Origin of the sequence: Amycolatopsis sp. DSM 110486 (assembly GCF_019468465.1) — a bacterium.
In the GTDB taxonomy this organism is placed as follows: domain Bacteria; phylum Actinomycetota; class Actinomycetes; order Mycobacteriales; family Pseudonocardiaceae; genus Amycolatopsis.
Genome location: NZ_CP080519.1, coordinates 3,820,839 through 3,836,630, shown reverse-complemented (window position 1 = coordinate 3,836,630; position 15,792 = coordinate 3,820,839). Strand labels below are relative to the sequence as shown.

Genomic DNA, 15,792 nt, shown 5'->3' with positions numbered 1-15,792 from the left:
AGTCAGTCGCCCGAGCGCAGCGGCGCCAGCGACGCGGTGACCCGCACCAGCTCGTCGAACATGGCCTTGGCCGAGGTCTTCACGATCTCGTTGGGCACGAACTCGCCCTCGTCGCTGATGAACTGCTGCACGAACGGCACCGACACCGCGTCGAACACCGGGGTCATGCGCAGCGTCGTCACGACCTGCTTGATCTGCTGCACCGCACGCGTGCCTGCCGCGACGCCGCCGTAGCTGACCAGGCCGACGGCCTTGTACTTCCACTCGTTGTGCAGGTAGTCGATGGCGTTCTTCAGCTCGGCGTTGTAGCCGTAGTTGTACTCGGGCATCACGAAGACGAACGCGTCCGCTTCGGACACCTTCGCACTCCAGTCCTTCGTGTGCTGGTGCTCGTACTGACCGAGGCGCGGGTGCTTCGGCTCGTTGAAGAACGGCAGGTTGACCTCGGCGAGGTCCACGAGCTCGACGTCGAAGCCGCCGTGCTCGATCGCCGCGGACTCCGTCCACTTCGCCACCGGCAGGCCCACCCGGCCCGGGCGCGTGCTCGCCAGGATGATCTCAAGCTTCGGCAACGCCTCCGCCTCCTCCCGGCCCGGCAAAACGCGGGCCGCTCGACTAAGGATTCCTGAGCAACTTAGCATTCCTTAGTGAACGGCCCGCGTCCGGCTGCTTACTTGATGAACCCCTTGTCGATCATCCACTGGTGCGCGACCACGCCGGCGTCCTGGCCATCGACGTCGACCTGCTTGCACAGCTGCACCATCTGCGCGTTGTCGATCGCCGCGGTCACCTTCTCCAGCGGGCCGCGCAGCGCGGGGTGCTGGTTCAGGAAGTCCGTGCGCATCGTCACCGCGGCGTTGTACTGCGGGAACGCCTTCTTGTCGTCCTCCAGCACGCGGAGGTTGAGCCCCGAGATGCGACCGTCGGTGGTGAACACCTCGCCGACCGGGCACGTGCCGTTGGCCACGGCGGAGTAGATCGTGCCGATGCCGAAATTCTCGATCTTCGGGTTCTGGAAGCCGTACGCCTTGACCGCCGCCGGGAAGCCGTCCTGGCGGCTGGTGAACTCCGTCTCCAAGCAGAACCGTGCCTGGTCAGGTTTCTGCTTGAGGAAGTTCGCCAGGTCGGTGGTGGACTTGAGGTTGTTCTGCTTGGCGTAGGCGTCGGTTGTGGCGAATGCGTACTGGTCGTTGAGCGGCGAGTACTTGAGCCACGTGACGCCGTTCTTCTCGGCGTCGGCCTTCGCGGTCGCGTCGTACTGCGCCTGCTCGCCGCCCGGCACCGGCAGCTCGTTGCCCTGGTAGTTGATCCAGCCGGTGCCGGTGTACTCCCAGGTGACGTCGGTCTGCCCGTTGAGCAGCGCCTGGCGCGACGAGTTGGACCCCTTGATGTCGGTGAGGTCCACGACGTCGGCGCCGGCGGCGCTCAGCGCCATCTCCGCCATGTAGCCCAGGATGATGTTCTCGGTGAAGTCCTTCGAGCCCACCACCACGCGCACGCCCTGTACGCCGGGCGTCGGCTGGATGGAACCGGGCTGGATCGAGTACGGCACGGACGTGTTGAGGTCGAGCCCGCACGCCGAGAGCGTCCCGGCGAGCAGCGCCGCCCCCGCGAGAACGCCCGCCTTCTTGAGGACGTTCATCAGCGCAGCCCCTTCGGTCCGAAGAACTGTTCCGCCACCGCGCCCAGCCAGTCGACCAGCAGCGCCAGCGCGACGGCCAGCACGGAGCCGGTGATCAGCACCTTCGTGAGGTTGAGCTTGTAGCCGGTGTCGATCAGCAGGCCGAAACCGCCGGCGTTGACGAACATCCCGAACGTCGCCGTACCCACGGCCAGCACGAGCGACGTGCGCAGACCGGCCAGGATCAGCGGGATGGCCAGCGGAAACTCCACGCGCCACAGCACGGCCGACGAGGACATCCCGATGCCGCGCCCGGCGTCGATCAGCGCCGGGTCCACCTGCTGCAGGCCCACCATCGTGTTCCGCAGCACCGGCAGCAGCGAGTAGAACGCCAGCGGCAGCGCCGCGACCCACAGCCCGCCGACCGCGCCGGTGACGATGAACCACAGCACCAGCACACCCAGCGCGGGTGCGGCCTGGCCGATGTTGGCGATCGCGAGGAAGACGGGCGCGAGGAACCGCGCCCACCGCCGCGTGACCATGACCCCGAGCGGCACGGCCAGAAGCACCACGAGCACCACCACGACCAGCGTCATCGCGACGTGATCGCGCAACGCGGTCAGCAGCGAGGTCGCGTTGAGTGTCGTCTTCTCGGTGGCGGTCAGGCCGGTGCCGAACACCCAGCCGAGCGTGACCGCGACCAGCACGACCACGGCGATGGGCTGGGCGAACAGGCGGAAGCGTTCCGCACCACGGGAGCCGGATTCGGTGGAAAAGCCAGTGTCGACAACGGCTGTCACTGCGAAACACCTCCGACCGTCTCGTGGTCGTCGGCGTGGTCGTCGCGCAGCTGCTGGATCGTGTTGATCACGGTGTCCAGCTCGATCATGCCGGCGAACTCGCCGCGCGGACCGGTGACGGGCACGCCGCCGCCCTCGGCGAGCATGGCCTCCAGCGCGTCCTGCAGCGTCGACTGCAGACTCACGATGTCGCGCAACGGCTTGCCCGCGGTGGCCAGCGAGGTCGCTGCGGCAAGCTCACGCCGGTGCACCCAGCGCACCGGGCGGCGGCGGGCGTCGAGCACGAGGACGAACTGCCTGCTCTGCTCATCGAGTCGCTTGGCGACATCCGCCGGCGCCTCGTCGACGCCGGTGGTGAGCACATTCTGCTGGAGCTCGACGTCGCGTACGCGCAGCAAGGTCAGCTGCTTGAGCGAAGCGCCGGCACCGACGAAACCGGCGACGGTGTCGTCGGCCGGGTTGGCGAGAATCGCGTCCGGGGTGTCGTACTGCAGGATCTTCGACTCGTTGCCGAGGACCGCGATCTTGTCGCCGAGCTTCACAGCCTCGTCGAAGTCGTGCGTGACGAACACGATCGTCTTCTTGAGTTCGGTCTGCAGCCGCAGCAGTTCGTCCTGCAGGTTGCCGCGCGTGATGGGGTCCACCGCGCCGAACGGCTCGTCCATCAGCAGCACCGGCGGGTCGGCCGCGAGCGCGCGGGCCACGCCGACGCGCTGCTGCTGACCACCGGAGAGCTGGCGCGGGAAGCGGTCGCGGAAGTCGGCCGGGTCGAGCCCGACGAGGTCCATCATCTCCTCGACGCGGGCGGTCACCCTCTTCTTGTCCCAGCCGAGCAGCCCCGGCACCACGCCGATGTTCTGCGCCACCGTGAAGTGCGGGAACAGCCCGGCCTGCTGGATCGCGTAGCCGATGCGGCGGCGCAGGGTGTCGACGTCGAGCTTCAGCGCGTCTTCACCGCCGATGGTGATGCGCCCGGACGTCGGCTCGATCAGGCGATTGATCATCCGCATCGTCGTGGTCTTGCCACAGCCGGACGGGCCGACCAGGACCACGATCTTGCCCGCCGGCACGATCATGGAGAAGTCGTCGACGGCGGGTGCGCGCGTGCCCGGGTAGCGCTTGGTGACGTGTTCCAGCTCGATCTCGGCGCCGGAGACATGGTCGTCGGAAACGTGCTCAGCCACGGAGCCCCCTCGGTACGGTCAATCGCTTGATCAGGACGTAGATGGCGTCGAGCACGAGCGCGAGGATCACGACGCCGACGGTGCCCGTGAGGGCCTGGTTGAGCGAGTTGGCGCTCCCCGCGTTGGTGAGGCCCGAGAAGACCTCGGAACCCAGGCCGGGGCCCTTCGCGTAGGCCGCGATCACCGCGATGCCCATCAGCATCTGCGTCGCGACGCGCATGCCGGTGAGGATCGCGGGCCACGCCAGCCGCAGTTCGACGCGGGTGAGCACGGAGAACCGGCCCATCCCGATGCCGCGCGCCGCGTCGGTCACCGCCGGATCGACGCCGGCGAGGCCCACGATCGTGTTCCGCACGATCGGGAGCAGGCCGTAGAGCACCAGCGCGATGACCGCGGTGGTGGAGCCGAGGCCCGAGAGCGGGATCAGCAGCCCGAGGAGAGCGAAGGAGGGAACGGTCAGGATCGTGCTGGCCAGCGCCGTGGCGACAGCCGAGCCGATGGGACTGCGGTACACCGCGATGCCGATCGCGACACCCAGTACGGCGGCGAGGATCGTGCACTGCACGACCATGCTCGTGTGCAGGTACGCCTGCAGCCACAGCCGGTCCCACCGGTCCGAGATGTACTCGAAGAGGTTCATGCGTATTCGTTCTCCTGCCGCTAGTGAGGAGCCCCAGACGTCACCCGTTCGGAGTAGCTCATCAACCGGGTGGGTGACTACCCAGAACGAATGCGGACCAAACCTCCCGTCTCACCGTTGGTCAGGCCACCGTTTCGCATCCTGAGATGATCGGCAACCGAAGCGAGTGGCTGGGCCGGGCGGTCGTCACCTGATCGCAACGCCGCGACCAGCATCTACTTGAACGTTCACCGAGACACTGTTCACAGGCCGGGAGTGCTCGATCACCCGCCGGAGTGCCGATAAGCTGCCTCGGTGAGCACCCGGACCCGGCACCGCGGCGCGTTGGCCGCTGCGCGCGGCGGGCTGCTCGCGGCCAGTTCGGCGTCACTCGCGGTGACCGCCCACGGCGTCGCCGACGGCGGGCTGCCCGACCCGGCGCTCACGGTCCTGCTCACCGGCCTGCTCGGCTGGACGGCCACCGCGCTCGCGGGCAAGGCCCGCGGCCGCCTCGCGACCGTCGCCGTCCTCGGCGCCGGCCAGCTGGTGATGCACCTGGTGCTGACCACACTCGGCGACCACACCGCGCACGACGCCCACGCTGCCGCCGGCTGGGCGAGCGGCTGGACGATGACGGCTTCGCACGCCGTCGCCACCTTGCTCACGGCCCTGCTGCTGGCGCGCGCGGACGCGCTGCTGCTGACCGTGCTCCACGTGGTGCGAGCGGTCCTGCCGCTCCTCACGCCGCCACTGCCCGTGCCCGCCGGCGCGGCCGTGGCACTCCCGCCGCGGCCCGTGCGGTCCGTGGCGATCCTCGACGTCGAGCTGCGGCGAGTCCGCGGCCGGCGCGGGCCACCTGCGCTGCCCTGAACCCGATTTCCCTTTTCCCCTTACCGGTGGAGCCCCGAAGGCTCTCCACCGGATCACCCCCCTGTTCAGGAGCAGTTGTGTCCCATCACGTCTTCAAGCGCGCCGGTGTCCTCGCCGCCACCGTCGGCATCACCGGCCTGCTCGGCGCCGGCATCGCGTCGGCCCACGTCACCGCCAACGTCTACGGCGACCAGCCGGCCAAGGGCGGCTACGGTGCGATCTTCTTCCGCGTTCCCAACGAGGACGCGAAGCTCGGCACCATCAAGCTCGAGGTGGACATCAAGCCGGAGTACGGCATCGGCAGCGTGCGCACCAAGCCCATCCCCGGCTGGAGCGCGCAGGTCACCGAGTCGCCGCTCCCGCAGCCGGTGACCACCGCGTCGGGCACGAAGATCACCGAGGCCGTGACCAAGGTGGTCTGGACCGCGCAGCCCGGCACCAAGATCGGGCAGAACGAGTTCGAGGAGTTCCAGATCAGCGCCGGGCCGCTGCCCGCGAACGTCGACCAGCTCGAGTTCCCCGCCATCCAGACGTACGAGGGTGGCAAGGTGGTGTCGTGGAACCAGCCGACGCCCGCCGGCGGCGAGGAGCCGGAGCACCCGGCGCCGACCGTCAAGCTCGCCGCCGAGGCTGAGGGCGGCGACCACGCGAGCATGACGGCCTCCACCACCAACGCCGAAGCGGCGACGCCGGCTTCGGACACCACGGCGCGCTGGCTCGGCGGGGCCGGCCTCGTCGTGGGCGCGCTCGGGCTCGGCATCGGCGGCGGCGCGGTCCTGCGCTCCCGCCGCACCGGCAACACCGGAGGAAGCAAGTAAATGCGGAAAGCGCTCCTCGCGCTGGCGATCACCGGGGTGGCCCTGCTGGGCACGGCCACCCCGGCGCTGGCGCACAACGTGCTGATCAGCTCCGACCCGGCCGACAGCGCGTCGCTGGCCACCGGTCCGGCGAAGGTCACGCTCACGTTCGACCAGTACGTGCAGAACGCCGACGTGAACCAGATCGCGGTGACCGGACCCGACGGGAACCAGTGGGCCGAAGGCCCGGTGACCGTGGAGAACAACGTGATCAGCGCACCGCTGCGGCCACTCGGCCCGGCGGGCAAGTACACGGTCGGCTACCGGATCCTGTCGGCCGACGGGCACCCGGTGTCGGGCGAGATCCCGTTCACGCTGACCAAGGCGGGCACCGGTACACCGGCGAAGGTCGACGCGGCCAAGGCGTCCGGGGCACCGGCCGCCGGCGCGTCGGCGACGTCTTCGCCCTCCGACTCGACGGGCATTCCCATCTGGGTCTGGATCGCCGGCGCCGTGGTCCTGCTCGCGATCGGGCTCACCGTGGCGCTGCGCACCGGGCGTGAGCCAAGCCAGGACAAGACGAAGCAGTGACACGAGCCGAGACCACCTCGACGGTCCGCTGGTCCACGCTGATCTGCGTGGTCACGGCGGGCCTGCTGGGCGCGCTGATCGGCGTCGCGCTCACGGCGGCCGCGCCCGTGCCGGGTGTGGTGGAGCCCAGCGAGGTGGTCTCGGCCGCCATCCCGATCGTGCGCGTGCTGATGGACCTGGCCGCGGTCGCCACGATCGGGCTGGGCCTGCTTTCGGTGATGGTCGGCTACGACCGGCCGAAGCTCACCGAGCCGATCATGCGGCGGGCGCGCCCGGCGGCCGTCGCCGCCGCGCTGATCTGGTCGGCAAGCTCGGTGGTCGCCCTGATCCTGCAGACGGCGGAGTACAAGCCGGGCAAGGACACGCTGACCGCGGGCGACATCGGCGCGTACATCGCCGAAGTCGGCGCGGGCAAGGCGCTCGTGATCGTCGCGGTGCTGGCGCTGCTGCACGCGGGGCTCGGGTTCCTCGCGCTGCGCCAGGGCGAGAAGGTGCCGGCCGAGGTGCGCGTGGGCGTCGGCATGTTCGCGCTCCTGCCGCTGCCGGTGACCGGCCACGCGTCGAACTCGTCATGGCACGACTACACAATGATCTCGATGGAGCTGCACGTGATGAGCGCCGTCGCCTGGTGCGGTGGCCTCGGCGCGATGATCGTGCTGCTCGCGACGAACCGCACGCTGTTGGCCCACGCGCTGCCACGGTTCTCCAAGCTGGCGACGCTGTGCCTGGCCGTCTCCGCGGTGACCGGCGTGTTCAACGGCGCCGTCGAGATCCTGGCCAACCCCACCATCAGCTTCTGGGCGGGCGTGTTCACCACCCCGTACGGGCAGCTGGTGCTGCTGAAGATCGTGTGCACCGGGGCGATCGCCCTGCTCGCCGCCAACCTGCGCTGGCGGCTGATGCCGCAGATCGTGCGCCACAACCGCACGGCGATCGCGTCGTGGGCGACGCTCGAGCTCACGGTGATGGGGCTGGCGTTCGGCTTCGCGGTCGTGCTGACGCGGGCGCCGGTCGCCGTTTCCTGAAGCCGACTTGCTCGAAATCCGAGTGTTTCCGAGCGCGTTACCGGCTCGTTCTCACCGCAAGTAGCTGCAAGTTGCACCACGGGAGTAGCAGTCCTCCGTTAGAGGCGATCGGCCGGACCGAACTTCTACTCGCGCGAAGACTCCGCCAGCGATCTTCGGGGAAGCGACGAGTGGTCCCCTTCAGGCGTCGAATGCACGTGCAGCAGCTCATGAATGTGGCGCGGGCCACTCGTCCCGGTCAGCGGTAGCGCGACCAGCCGGCGGCTGTGCGGCCGTGGCGGAGGTCGTCGAGACGGCGGCGCAGCTCGGCGCGCACCTGCGGGTGGCTGCGCAGGATCGGCAGCACACTGGTGGTGAGCTTCAGCTCGCGTACGGCCCGCAGCACGGCGAAGCCGGACCAGGCCGTGACGTCGAAGCCGTACGCGCGGGCAAACTCCTGGTAGCGGCCCGGCGGGTCCCCGAACCGCTCACGGCCGACGGCAAGCGGCGTGAGGTCCCACTCGGGCGGGCCGACGCAGGAGGAGTCGAAGTCGCACAGCACCGGGCCACCCGCGCCGGGGATCACGTTGCCCGGGTACGCGTCGCCGTGGACGAAGCCCCTGGCCAGCGGGAAGTCCAGCTCCGCCAGCTGCGCCTCGACCTCCGCGCAGCGATCCAGCAGGAACCGCCGGTCGTCGTCGGCGAGCTCCTCGGCGTCGGACACGCGGGCGCGCACCGCGTCGAACGGCGCCCACTCGGCGAGGCCTGCAGGTGGCGGCAACGCGTGGACGCGGCGCAACAGCCCGGCCAGGTCGGCGGGGGTCGGCGCCGGCCCGACGGACCGCACCTCGTGCCACACGGTGACCAGGTGCCGCCCGACGTGCAGCGGCTGCTCGACGCCTTCGATCAGCCGGATCGCGGGGATGCCGTGGCGGGCGAAATGCTCGGCGACCCGCACGACCGTGCCGACCCGGTGGCGCAGCCGCGTGGAGCCGACGATCCGCACCACGACGGGGGCCGTAGCCAGTGCGTACACGGCGTTGTTGGTGAAGCGCAGCAGCCGCGCGCCGGCCGGATCCAGGCCCAGCTGGGCGCAGGTGTCGGCCAGCGCCCCCCGTAGCTTCGCGGGCGTGAACCGGCCGCCTGCCTCAGGCGGCGTAGAAGATCTTGAGCCGGTCGGCGAGGTCACGGGCGTCACCGTTGTTGCGTCGACGCTCGGCCTCCACCTGCAGCGGGCGCAGGCGGTCCTTGATGCGCTCCGACTTGATGCTCTCGGCGTAGTCGAGGGCCTTGCCGCCCACCTTGGCGCCGTGGTCGAGGTCGCCGTCGAGCAGGTGGTTGGTGGCCAGCGCGCTGAGCATGAACGTCTTGCTGCGCGCCATGTCGTCGGTGTAGGAGTCGACGGCCCTGGTCAGGGCGGGAATCGCGTACTTGGTGTGCTCGGAGTTCTTCTGCGCCAGCACGGTGTGCACGGTGCCGGTCATCGCGTAGACGTCGGTCTCGTTGAAGAACTTCACCCACGACTCGGCGTTGACGAGGTCGGCGCGCGCGAACTCGTCCTTGCTGCGGCCGAGCAGCTTGGTGGCCTGGTCCTCGTTGCCCATCATCGCGTAGGCCCAGGCCTCGTTGGCGCAGAGCACCGCGACGGCGAGCTCGGAACCCGACTCCTGCGCGGCGATCTGGCCGAGCTGGAAGAGCTTCAGCGCGTCGTTCGGGGCGTCGTTGTGCAGGTAGACACGGCCCATGCGGTAGAGGACGTTGGCGACGAGCGGGTGGCTGTCACCCTGTTTGGCCAGGTCCAGCGCGTTGGCGAAGTGACCGCGGGCGGAGTCCATCAGGCCGGTGTCGAACGAGGTCCAGCCGGCGAGGCTGTGCAGGTCGGCGAGCGCCACGAACAGGCGCTGCTTCACCACCTCGGTCGCGGTGGACTCGAGCATCTGCTGGCCCCAGGACAGCTGCGCCACCACGGCGTCGCGGCAGAACCCGCCGCCGTACTGGTAGTCGAGCGCGCGCAGCGCCCTCGTCGCCGCCTCGACCTGGCGGACGTCGGTCGTCCCGATGCGCCCGGGAGCGGGCGTGCGCGCCGGCGCCGCCGACCACGTCCCGGATTCCGAACCGAACACCGCCGCACCCATCGTGACCTGGGCGGCGTGCGCGAGGAACCTCCGTCGCTTCACGGACTCGTCCTCCTCAGCCTGCCGGCCGTCGGACGAACCGACGACCCGTATCGCCGTGGTCTCGTCGTACGCGAGACCCATGTATCCACGGGGGACACCCAGGCCGTCGGCGATTCTCGTGAGCACGTCGTACGCCATGACCTGGCGTCCCTTGAGGATCTCCGACACCTCGGACTGCGACTGGCCGGTCATCGCGGCGATCTGGCGCTGCGAGACACCGTGCTTGCGCAACAGGCGATACACCGCGCTGATCTCCCGGGCCGCCAGCGCAGAGCGCATTTCCTGCTGTTCCCAGGCATCGGGCGGAACCGGGCTGCCGCCGGAACCACCGGAAACCTTGTCGCCAGCACTGGCGTCCATAACGACCCCTCACCGTCCGTTGGGCGTCGGAAGCAGACTAAGCACACCTCGAGAAGCATGTGAAACGAGCAGACAGTGTGTCTGATCGGCCCGGCCGAACTCCACTGACCGCTTACCGTGGAACCTCGCCCGGTCACCGCTATGACGCGGTTTCGACCTTCTATCGCACTCGGTTTCACTTCACTGTAGTTGTCAGATCTCCGTCACCGCCCGGACACCGGTAGCGATCACGGAGAGCGACGAAGACCGGGAGACCGGCGACGACGCGGATGTGCATCTCGCAAGGTGCACACGGGACGAGAGAGCGGTGGAGGGCCAGTGGAGTTCGTTGACTCGCTCGCAGGAGGACATGCCGGGACCGCGATGCGGCCCTTGCGGCCCGCCCCGGGCGTGCCGGGAATCGCGACCGCGACCCGGCCGGTCACCCCCTCCGCCGTGGCCGACCCCCGCACCGCGGGTGTCCGTCACTACGAAGGCGGACAGCTGGTGTGGCGCGTGCAGTGCGGCGACCTCATCAGCCGCGAGCGCGCGGTGACGGTGTTCGTGGAAAACGACCAGGTCGTCGTCGTTTCGCCTCCCGGCGAGACCGCTCGCCTGACATCCGGTCAGCTCGGCCAGCTCAGGGCCGCTCTCAACGAAGCCGCCAAAATGGCGGAAAGGTAACGGTGAGCTCTCCATGGATCAGGTACTCGGGCAGGTCCTCCGCAACGCGGTCTGGGAACGCCTCGACATGCTGTCCGACCTGGCGACGCGAGCCGACGCACAGTCGCTCGTCTCGGTGGCCCGCTCCGAGCTGCCACGCCTGACCGAAGGCTGGCGGGCGATGCTGCAGGCCCACGAGCCCGACGAGCGCGGCGACTGCCCCACGTGCTCCACCCGGTGGCACCGCTGCAAGGCGCCGTGCTCGGTGTGGCAGGTGGCGCACGAGCACCTCGTCGCCGGCGGCCTCGCCCCGCAGGCCCGCACGCAGGACGAGGGCAGCGCGAGCCGTCGCCGCGTCCCGAACCAGGCGCGGCGCGCGACGCCCGCCGAAACCACCGGCCGCCACGCGCTGGTGAACCCCCGGGCCGTCACGGCCTGATCCCGAGCAGGCGAGCGAGCGCCGGACCCGACTGCCCCGGTCGGACCGGCACCGGCACTCTCGCCGTGGCCGTGGACTGGTTCGTCCGTCCCCCCGAGCGAGACGAACCAGCCCCGGTTGCCCCAGTCCCCACCGCGATTAATCGAAAATTATCACTGCAGGCTCTAGCGGACGGCGAAATCCGCCGCTAGGTTGAAGATCATCGCAGCCGGGCCAACTCCCTGGCTACGACCACAAACTCCGCGGGCCGGTGCCGTTGCACTCCCCTCCCCCGACCGGCACCGGCCCGCGGTTCCACTTCGGAGTTATCGGGTTTGCCCGATTACCACTCTGATCACCGGACTGATCACCGGACGGCTTTCACTCGCGTGACGAGCACACCCGCGAGGACCGTCGCCAGTGCCGCCGCCCCGAAAAGTGCCGGGTAGCCGCCGAGGAACTTGAGGATCAGCGTCGTCAGCAACGGTGCCACGACCTGAGGTAGCGAACCGGCGATGTTCACCACGCCGAGGTCCTTCGCCCGGTTCTGCGCGACCGGCAGCACCTGCGTGAGCATCGCCAGCGCCACGGCCATGTACACGCCGAACCCGATGCCCAGCAATGGCGATGCGATCAGTGCCGCCGGCCACGTCTGCCACAGCACCAGCAGCAGCGCGGCGATCGCCATCACGGCCGAGGACGCCAGGACGTACGGCTTGCGGCGGCCCGACTTGTCGGAGAAGTGCCCGGCCAGCACGGCGCCGATCACCAGCGCCACACCGTAGAGGCCCATCATGATCAGCAGGCCGTCTTCCGGGTCGGCGTAGTGCACTGAGTCCTTGAGGAAGAACAGCAGGAAAAGCGTGCCGAACGCGTTGCCAAGGTTGATCATGAAGTGACAGCCCCAGGCCCACGCGAAGTCCGGATGCTTGCGCGGCGACACCCAGAGGTCCTTGAGGAACCGCCGGAACCGCATGCTGGACCGGAACTCCAGGGGCAGGCGCGCGTCGGGCGTGCGGAACACGAACGCGCCGGCCCCGCCGAGCACGATCACCGCGCACACCGCGTACCCCAGCGGCAGGCCCGCCACGTCGAGCATCACCACGACCACCACGGCGCCGAGCACCGTGCCGAGCATCTGCGCGATGCCGATCAGGCCACCGACCTGCGCACGCTGACCGACCGGCACGCGATCGGCGACGCCGCAGATGAGCGTGGCGCCGAGCATGCCGTTGAGCCCGGCCTGCACCAGGCACCAGCCGATGGTCATCACGACGACGTTGGGTGCCCCGGCCAGCACCAGCAGCCCGGCCGCGCCGAGGACCGCACCCAGGACGGTCCACGGGTGGCGGCGGCCGAAGCGCGAGACCGTGCGGTCGGACAAGAGGCCGACCAGCGGGTTCGCGACGAGCGCCACCGCCGCGCCGACGCCCGTGACCACGCCGAACACGGTCTCCTTGTTCGCGGCGTCGAGCAGCTCGGCCTGCTGCGGCAGGAGGACCTGGATCGGCGCGTAGATGCCGAGCCACATCGCGATGTTCGCGAAGAACAGCAGGCTCATCCAGCCCCGCCGCACCCGTGTGAGCGGTTCGGCGAGCGCTTCCGGAAGCCGGTTGGTGGTCGTGTCACTCATGGCGGACCAGCTTTCGGTACCAGGCGAAGGAGTCCTTCGGTGTGCGGCGCTGAGTCTCGTAGTCCACGTGCACGAGCCCGAAGCGGGGTGCGTAGCCCTTCGACCATTCGAAGTTGTCGAGCAGGGACCAGACGAAATAGCCGCGCACATCGACGCCGGCGTTCATCGCCTCGCGCACGGCCTGGAGGTGGCCGTCGAGGAAGTCGATGCGTTCAGGGTCGTGGACCTGGCCGTGTTCATCGGGTGCGTCGGCGAAGCTGCAACCGTTTTCCGTGATGTACACGGGTGGGAGGTGCTCGCGGTAGCGGTCCTGGAACGACACCAGCAACTCGCGCAGGCCCTGGGGCACGATCGGCGAGTCGTTGGTGGTCACCGGGTAACCCTCGACCGGGCGCAGCTCGAACGGAAGGGGATTCCCCTCGCCGGGTGCCGCGACGCCTTGGGGCTCGTAGTAGTTGACGCCGTAGAAGTCGAGCGACTGGTGGATGGTGGGCAGGTCTTTTTCAAAGCCGTCGGGCAGGTGCGGGTGGATCTGCTCGGGGTAGGTGCCGAGCAGGACCGGATCGGCAAAGGTGCGGTTGAGGAGGGCGTCGAGCCAGGTTTTGGCGGCTTCGGTCTCCTCGTCTTCGTCGGCGGGCCAGATGGGTGAGTGGTTGTTGGCCGTGCCGATGCTCTCGGCGCCCGCGGCCCGCAGCGCCTGGGTGGCGAGACCGTGGGCGAGGTTCTGGTGGTGGGCCGTCGGGAGCGCGTCGAGCAGGAGGAACTGGCCGGGCGCGTACTCGCCGATGCCGTAGCCGTAGATCGACATGACCATCGGCTCGTTGAGCGGGATCCACAGCTTCACCCGGTCGGCGAAGCGCTCGCCGAGGATGGCGGCGTACTCGGCGAAGTGGTGCGCAGTGTCGCGGTTGAGCCAGCCGCCGTCGTCTTCGAGCGCTTGGGGTGTGTCCCAGTGGTACAGCGTGACGGCGGGCGCGATGCCGGCGGCGCACACGTCGTCGATGAGCTTGTCGTAGAAGGCGAGACCTTCGGCGTTCGGCTTGCCGGTGCCGGTCGGCTGGATGCGCGGCCAGGCGATGGACATCCGGTAGGCACCCACACCGAGTTCCGCCATCAGGGCGATGTCTTCGGAGTAGCGGTGGTAGTGGTCCGCCGCTACCTTGGCGTCCTCACCGCGGGCGATCTTGCCGTCGGTCGCGGTGAAGGTGTCCCAGATGGACGGTCCGCGGCCGGCTTCGGCCGTGGCGCCTTCGATCTGGAACGCCGAGGTCGAGACACCCCACAGGAATTCGGGCGGGAAGGTCGGATAGTCCACCGGCGGAACACACCTTTCTCATCCGGCCACCCGGTCGGGTGAACGTGAAAAGTTCTCATATGCTAGGTAGTCACTCGTCCAGGGGGAAGCCCGCAAGGGCGCTAAAGTCCCAGATCAGACGAGTGGTTCCGCCGCTGCCGGCGGGACGGGGAGCGCAAGAACAGCGAGAAAGACCGAGGAACGACAGTGTCGGAGACCCAGGCGGAGACCACTCCGCTGCGGCGCAAGCCCGTGCAGCAGCGCAGCGCCAAGCGCGTCGAGCAGATGCTCGACGCCAGCGCTCAGCTCATCGACGAGCTCGGCTACGACGCGCTGACGACCACGCTGATCGCCAAACGCGCGAACGTCGCGGTGGGCTCGCTGTACCAGTTCTTCCCCGACAAGCGAGCCGTCGTCCAGGCGCTGACGCAGCGCAACCTCGAGCGCTTCGTGGCCGCCGTGAACGAACGGCTGAAGGAGCTCAACCCCGAGCACTGGTGGAACATCGTCGACTCCGTGCTCGACATCTACCTGCGGATGCACCGCGAGGTCCCGGGCTTCTCCAAGGTCCACTTCGGTGACGTCATCGACGTCCAGCTCCTCGACGAGGAGCGCGACAACAACTCCGTGATCGTCGACTCGCTGGTGGACATCCTGCGGGTGCAGGTCGACCGGCCGGCGGATGAGCTCCGGTTCGCCATCGCCATTGCCAACGAGACCGCGGACGCGCTGCTGAAGCTCGCGTTCCGGCGGGACCCGCAGGGCGACGAGCGGATCGTCGCGGAGGCGAAGCACGTGGTGAAGGGTTACCTGGCGAGCAAGTTCGGCGAGTGATGGCGGGTGGCTTTTTCAAACCACTCGAGGGCTGGGCTGAGTGGAGTTGGTGCGGCCCAGCCGTTGATGGTGGCCAGTAGCCGGAGATAGCGGTCTCGGCGGGGGTCTTGGGCTTGGCGGATGCGGGCCAGGTCTGCCGGGGTCGGGTTGATGTGGTGGAGGGCTTCGGCGCCGTCTGGCCCGTGGGGGTCTGCTTCGAGGTTGATTCCGGCGACCTTGGCGATGACGTCTCGGACCGGCGTTGGGGTGCGGGGCTGGGCGGCGGCCAGGTCGCGGAGTGCGGTGCGGAACTCCGCGTCTTGGGTGAGCTCGGCGAGCTCGACCCAGGCGTCGACCTGTTCGGGGGTGGGATCCTCGGGGAGCTCGGGGGTGAGGGTGCGTTCGATGCCCGCCAGCCGCGCGTCCAACCCGCCGAAGACCTCGTAGAGGAACTTCTTGATCAGGTTCTGCCGCTCTTGTGCCGACATCGCGGCCAGCTCGTGCACCATCTCGATCTCCTCCCAGCCAACCCCGTTGCGCGCGACGGCCAGCAGAACCGCGCGCCGCGCCTGGAGCACCTTGATCCACGCTTCGATCGCCTCAGCCTCGCCGGCCGCGACGTCACTCAACTCTGCTTCTCGTCCGACGACGGCTCGAATGGTCTTCAGCCCAACCCCGAGCGCTCTCAAGGTCCGGACCACCCCGAGCCGCGCCACGGCATCCGCGCTGTACCGCCGACGCCCGGCCGAATCCCGGCCGGCCGTGGGAACCAGCCCGAGGTCGGAGTAGTAGCGGACCGCCTTGACCGACAACCTGGACCGCCGGGCCAGCTCGCCGATCGAGAGAACTTCGTCGTCATCCACAGAGACCAGCCTGCCTGCTCCCCCTGTGGGAGGCGCAAGCTTTTCGGTTTGTCCACAGGAGTTGTCCACAACTCGTGTCCGCTGTGGACAACTCGGCCGCTGAGGT

The 15,792-nt window shown here is 69.1% G+C and carries 17 protein-coding genes; 7 read left to right on the top strand and 10 right to left on the bottom strand.

Annotated features, from left to right (window positions below):
• Positions 1 to 2: 2 nt before the first annotated feature.
• From K1T34_RS18575 to K1T34_RS18555, 5 genes are all read right to left on the bottom strand, one after another.
• Positions 3 to 572 carry an NADPH-dependent FMN reductase gene (locus K1T34_RS18575; RefSeq protein ID WP_220245503.1) on the bottom strand — a complete coding sequence of 190 codons (570 nt, stop codon included), beginning with the start codon at positions 570 to 572 and terminating at the stop codon, positions 3 to 5.
• Between the two features lie 98 nt (positions 573 to 670).
• On the bottom strand, positions 671 to 1,642 hold the full coding sequence (locus tag K1T34_RS18570; RefSeq protein WP_220245502.1) for a glycine betaine ABC transporter substrate-binding protein: 972 nt from the start codon (positions 1,640 to 1,642) through the stop codon (positions 671 to 673).
• The gene (locus K1T34_RS18565; RefSeq protein ID WP_220245501.1) at positions 1,642 to 2,421 is read right to left on the bottom strand and encodes an ABC transporter permease; all 780 of its coding nucleotides are present in this window, start codon (positions 2,419 to 2,421) and stop codon (positions 1,642 to 1,644) included. Before K1T34_RS18565 ends, K1T34_RS18570 begins: the two co-directional genes overlap by 1 nt.
• Entirely contained in the window at positions 2,418 to 3,605 is a 1,188-nt protein-coding gene (locus tag K1T34_RS18560; RefSeq protein WP_220245500.1) for an ABC transporter ATP-binding protein, read from the bottom strand. Before K1T34_RS18560 ends, K1T34_RS18565 begins: the two co-directional genes overlap by 4 nt.
• Positions 3,598 to 4,245 carry an ABC transporter permease gene (locus tag K1T34_RS18555; protein ID WP_220245499.1) on the bottom strand — a complete coding sequence of 216 codons (648 nt, stop codon included), beginning with the start codon at positions 4,243 to 4,245 and terminating at the stop codon, positions 3,598 to 3,600. The genes K1T34_RS18560 and K1T34_RS18555 overlap by 8 nt, the downstream gene beginning before the upstream one ends.
• Positions 4,246 to 4,590: 345 nt before the next feature.
• On the opposite strand from K1T34_RS18555, the gene K1T34_RS18550 reads away from it, so the two are divergent.
• The 4 genes from K1T34_RS18550 (at position 4,591) to K1T34_RS18535 (ending at position 7,507) form a co-directional block, all read left to right on the top strand.
• Positions 4,591 to 5,094 (top strand): hypothetical protein, encoded by a 504-nt coding sequence (locus tag K1T34_RS18550; RefSeq protein WP_220247276.1) that lies wholly within the window; start codon positions 4,591 to 4,593, stop codon positions 5,092 to 5,094.
• 77 nt (positions 5,095 to 5,171) lie between these two features.
• Positions 5,172 to 5,912, top strand: a complete 741-nt coding sequence (locus tag K1T34_RS18545) for a YcnI family protein (protein WP_220245498.1) — start codon at positions 5,172 to 5,174, stop codon at positions 5,910 to 5,912.
• Positions 5,913 to 6,482, top strand: coding sequence for a copper resistance CopC family protein (locus tag K1T34_RS18540; RefSeq protein WP_220245497.1), 570 nt, complete (start codon positions 5,913 to 5,915; stop codon positions 6,480 to 6,482). It begins immediately after the preceding gene.
• Positions 6,479 to 7,507 carry a copper resistance D family protein gene (locus K1T34_RS18535; protein WP_220245496.1) on the top strand — a complete coding sequence of 343 codons (1,029 nt, stop codon included), beginning with the start codon at positions 6,479 to 6,481 and terminating at the stop codon, positions 7,505 to 7,507. Before K1T34_RS18540 ends, K1T34_RS18535 begins: the two co-directional genes overlap by 4 nt.
• Before the next feature lie 238 nt (positions 7,508 to 7,745).
• On the opposite strand, the gene K1T34_RS18530 is transcribed toward K1T34_RS18535, so the two are convergent.
• On the bottom strand, positions 7,746 to 8,675 hold the full coding sequence (locus K1T34_RS18530; protein WP_220245495.1) for a phosphotransferase family protein: 930 nt from the start codon (positions 8,673 to 8,675) through the stop codon (positions 7,746 to 7,748).
• Entirely contained in the window at positions 8,635 to 10,023 is a 1,389-nt protein-coding gene (locus tag K1T34_RS18525) for a helix-turn-helix transcriptional regulator (protein ID WP_220245494.1), read from the bottom strand. The genes K1T34_RS18530 and K1T34_RS18525 overlap by 41 nt, the downstream gene beginning before the upstream one ends.
• Before the next feature lie 318 nt (positions 10,024 to 10,341).
• On the opposite strand from K1T34_RS18525, the gene K1T34_RS18520 reads away from it, so the two are divergent.
• Together K1T34_RS18520 and K1T34_RS18515 are read left to right on the top strand one after the other, a co-directional pair.
• On the top strand, positions 10,342 to 10,686 hold the full coding sequence (locus K1T34_RS18520; RefSeq protein WP_220245493.1) for a hypothetical protein: 345 nt from the start codon (positions 10,342 to 10,344) through the stop codon (positions 10,684 to 10,686).
• A gap of 13 nt (positions 10,687 to 10,699) precedes the next feature.
• Positions 10,700 to 11,104 (top strand): hypothetical protein, encoded by a 405-nt coding sequence (locus tag K1T34_RS18515; RefSeq protein ID WP_220245492.1) that lies wholly within the window; start codon positions 10,700 to 10,702, stop codon positions 11,102 to 11,104.
• Positions 11,105 to 11,450: 346 nt separating this feature from the next.
• On the opposite strand, the gene K1T34_RS18510 is transcribed toward K1T34_RS18515, so the two are convergent.
• Entirely contained in the window at positions 11,451 to 12,716 is a 1,266-nt protein-coding gene (locus K1T34_RS18510) for an MFS transporter (protein ID WP_220245491.1), read from the bottom strand.
• A complete protein-coding gene (locus K1T34_RS18505) occupies positions 12,709 to 14,031 on the bottom strand; it encodes a GH1 family beta-glucosidase (RefSeq protein WP_220245490.1) in 1,323 nt (440 codons plus the stop codon). The genes K1T34_RS18510 and K1T34_RS18505 overlap by 8 nt, the downstream gene beginning before the upstream one ends.
• A gap of 186 nt (positions 14,032 to 14,217) precedes the next feature.
• Here K1T34_RS18505 and K1T34_RS18500 point away from each other — a divergent pair, with 186 nt between their 5' ends.
• Positions 14,218 to 14,844, top strand: a complete 627-nt coding sequence (locus K1T34_RS18500) for a TetR/AcrR family transcriptional regulator (RefSeq protein WP_220245489.1) — start codon at positions 14,218 to 14,220, stop codon at positions 14,842 to 14,844.
• Here K1T34_RS18500 and K1T34_RS18495 read toward each other — a convergent pair.
• The gene (locus K1T34_RS18495; protein ID WP_255638579.1) at positions 14,817 to 15,755 is read right to left on the bottom strand and encodes a MerR family transcriptional regulator; all 939 of its coding nucleotides are present in this window, start codon (positions 15,753 to 15,755) and stop codon (positions 14,817 to 14,819) included. The two genes, K1T34_RS18500 and K1T34_RS18495, sit on opposite strands and share 28 nt — an antisense overlap.
• Positions 15,756 to 15,792 lie beyond the last annotated feature (37 nt).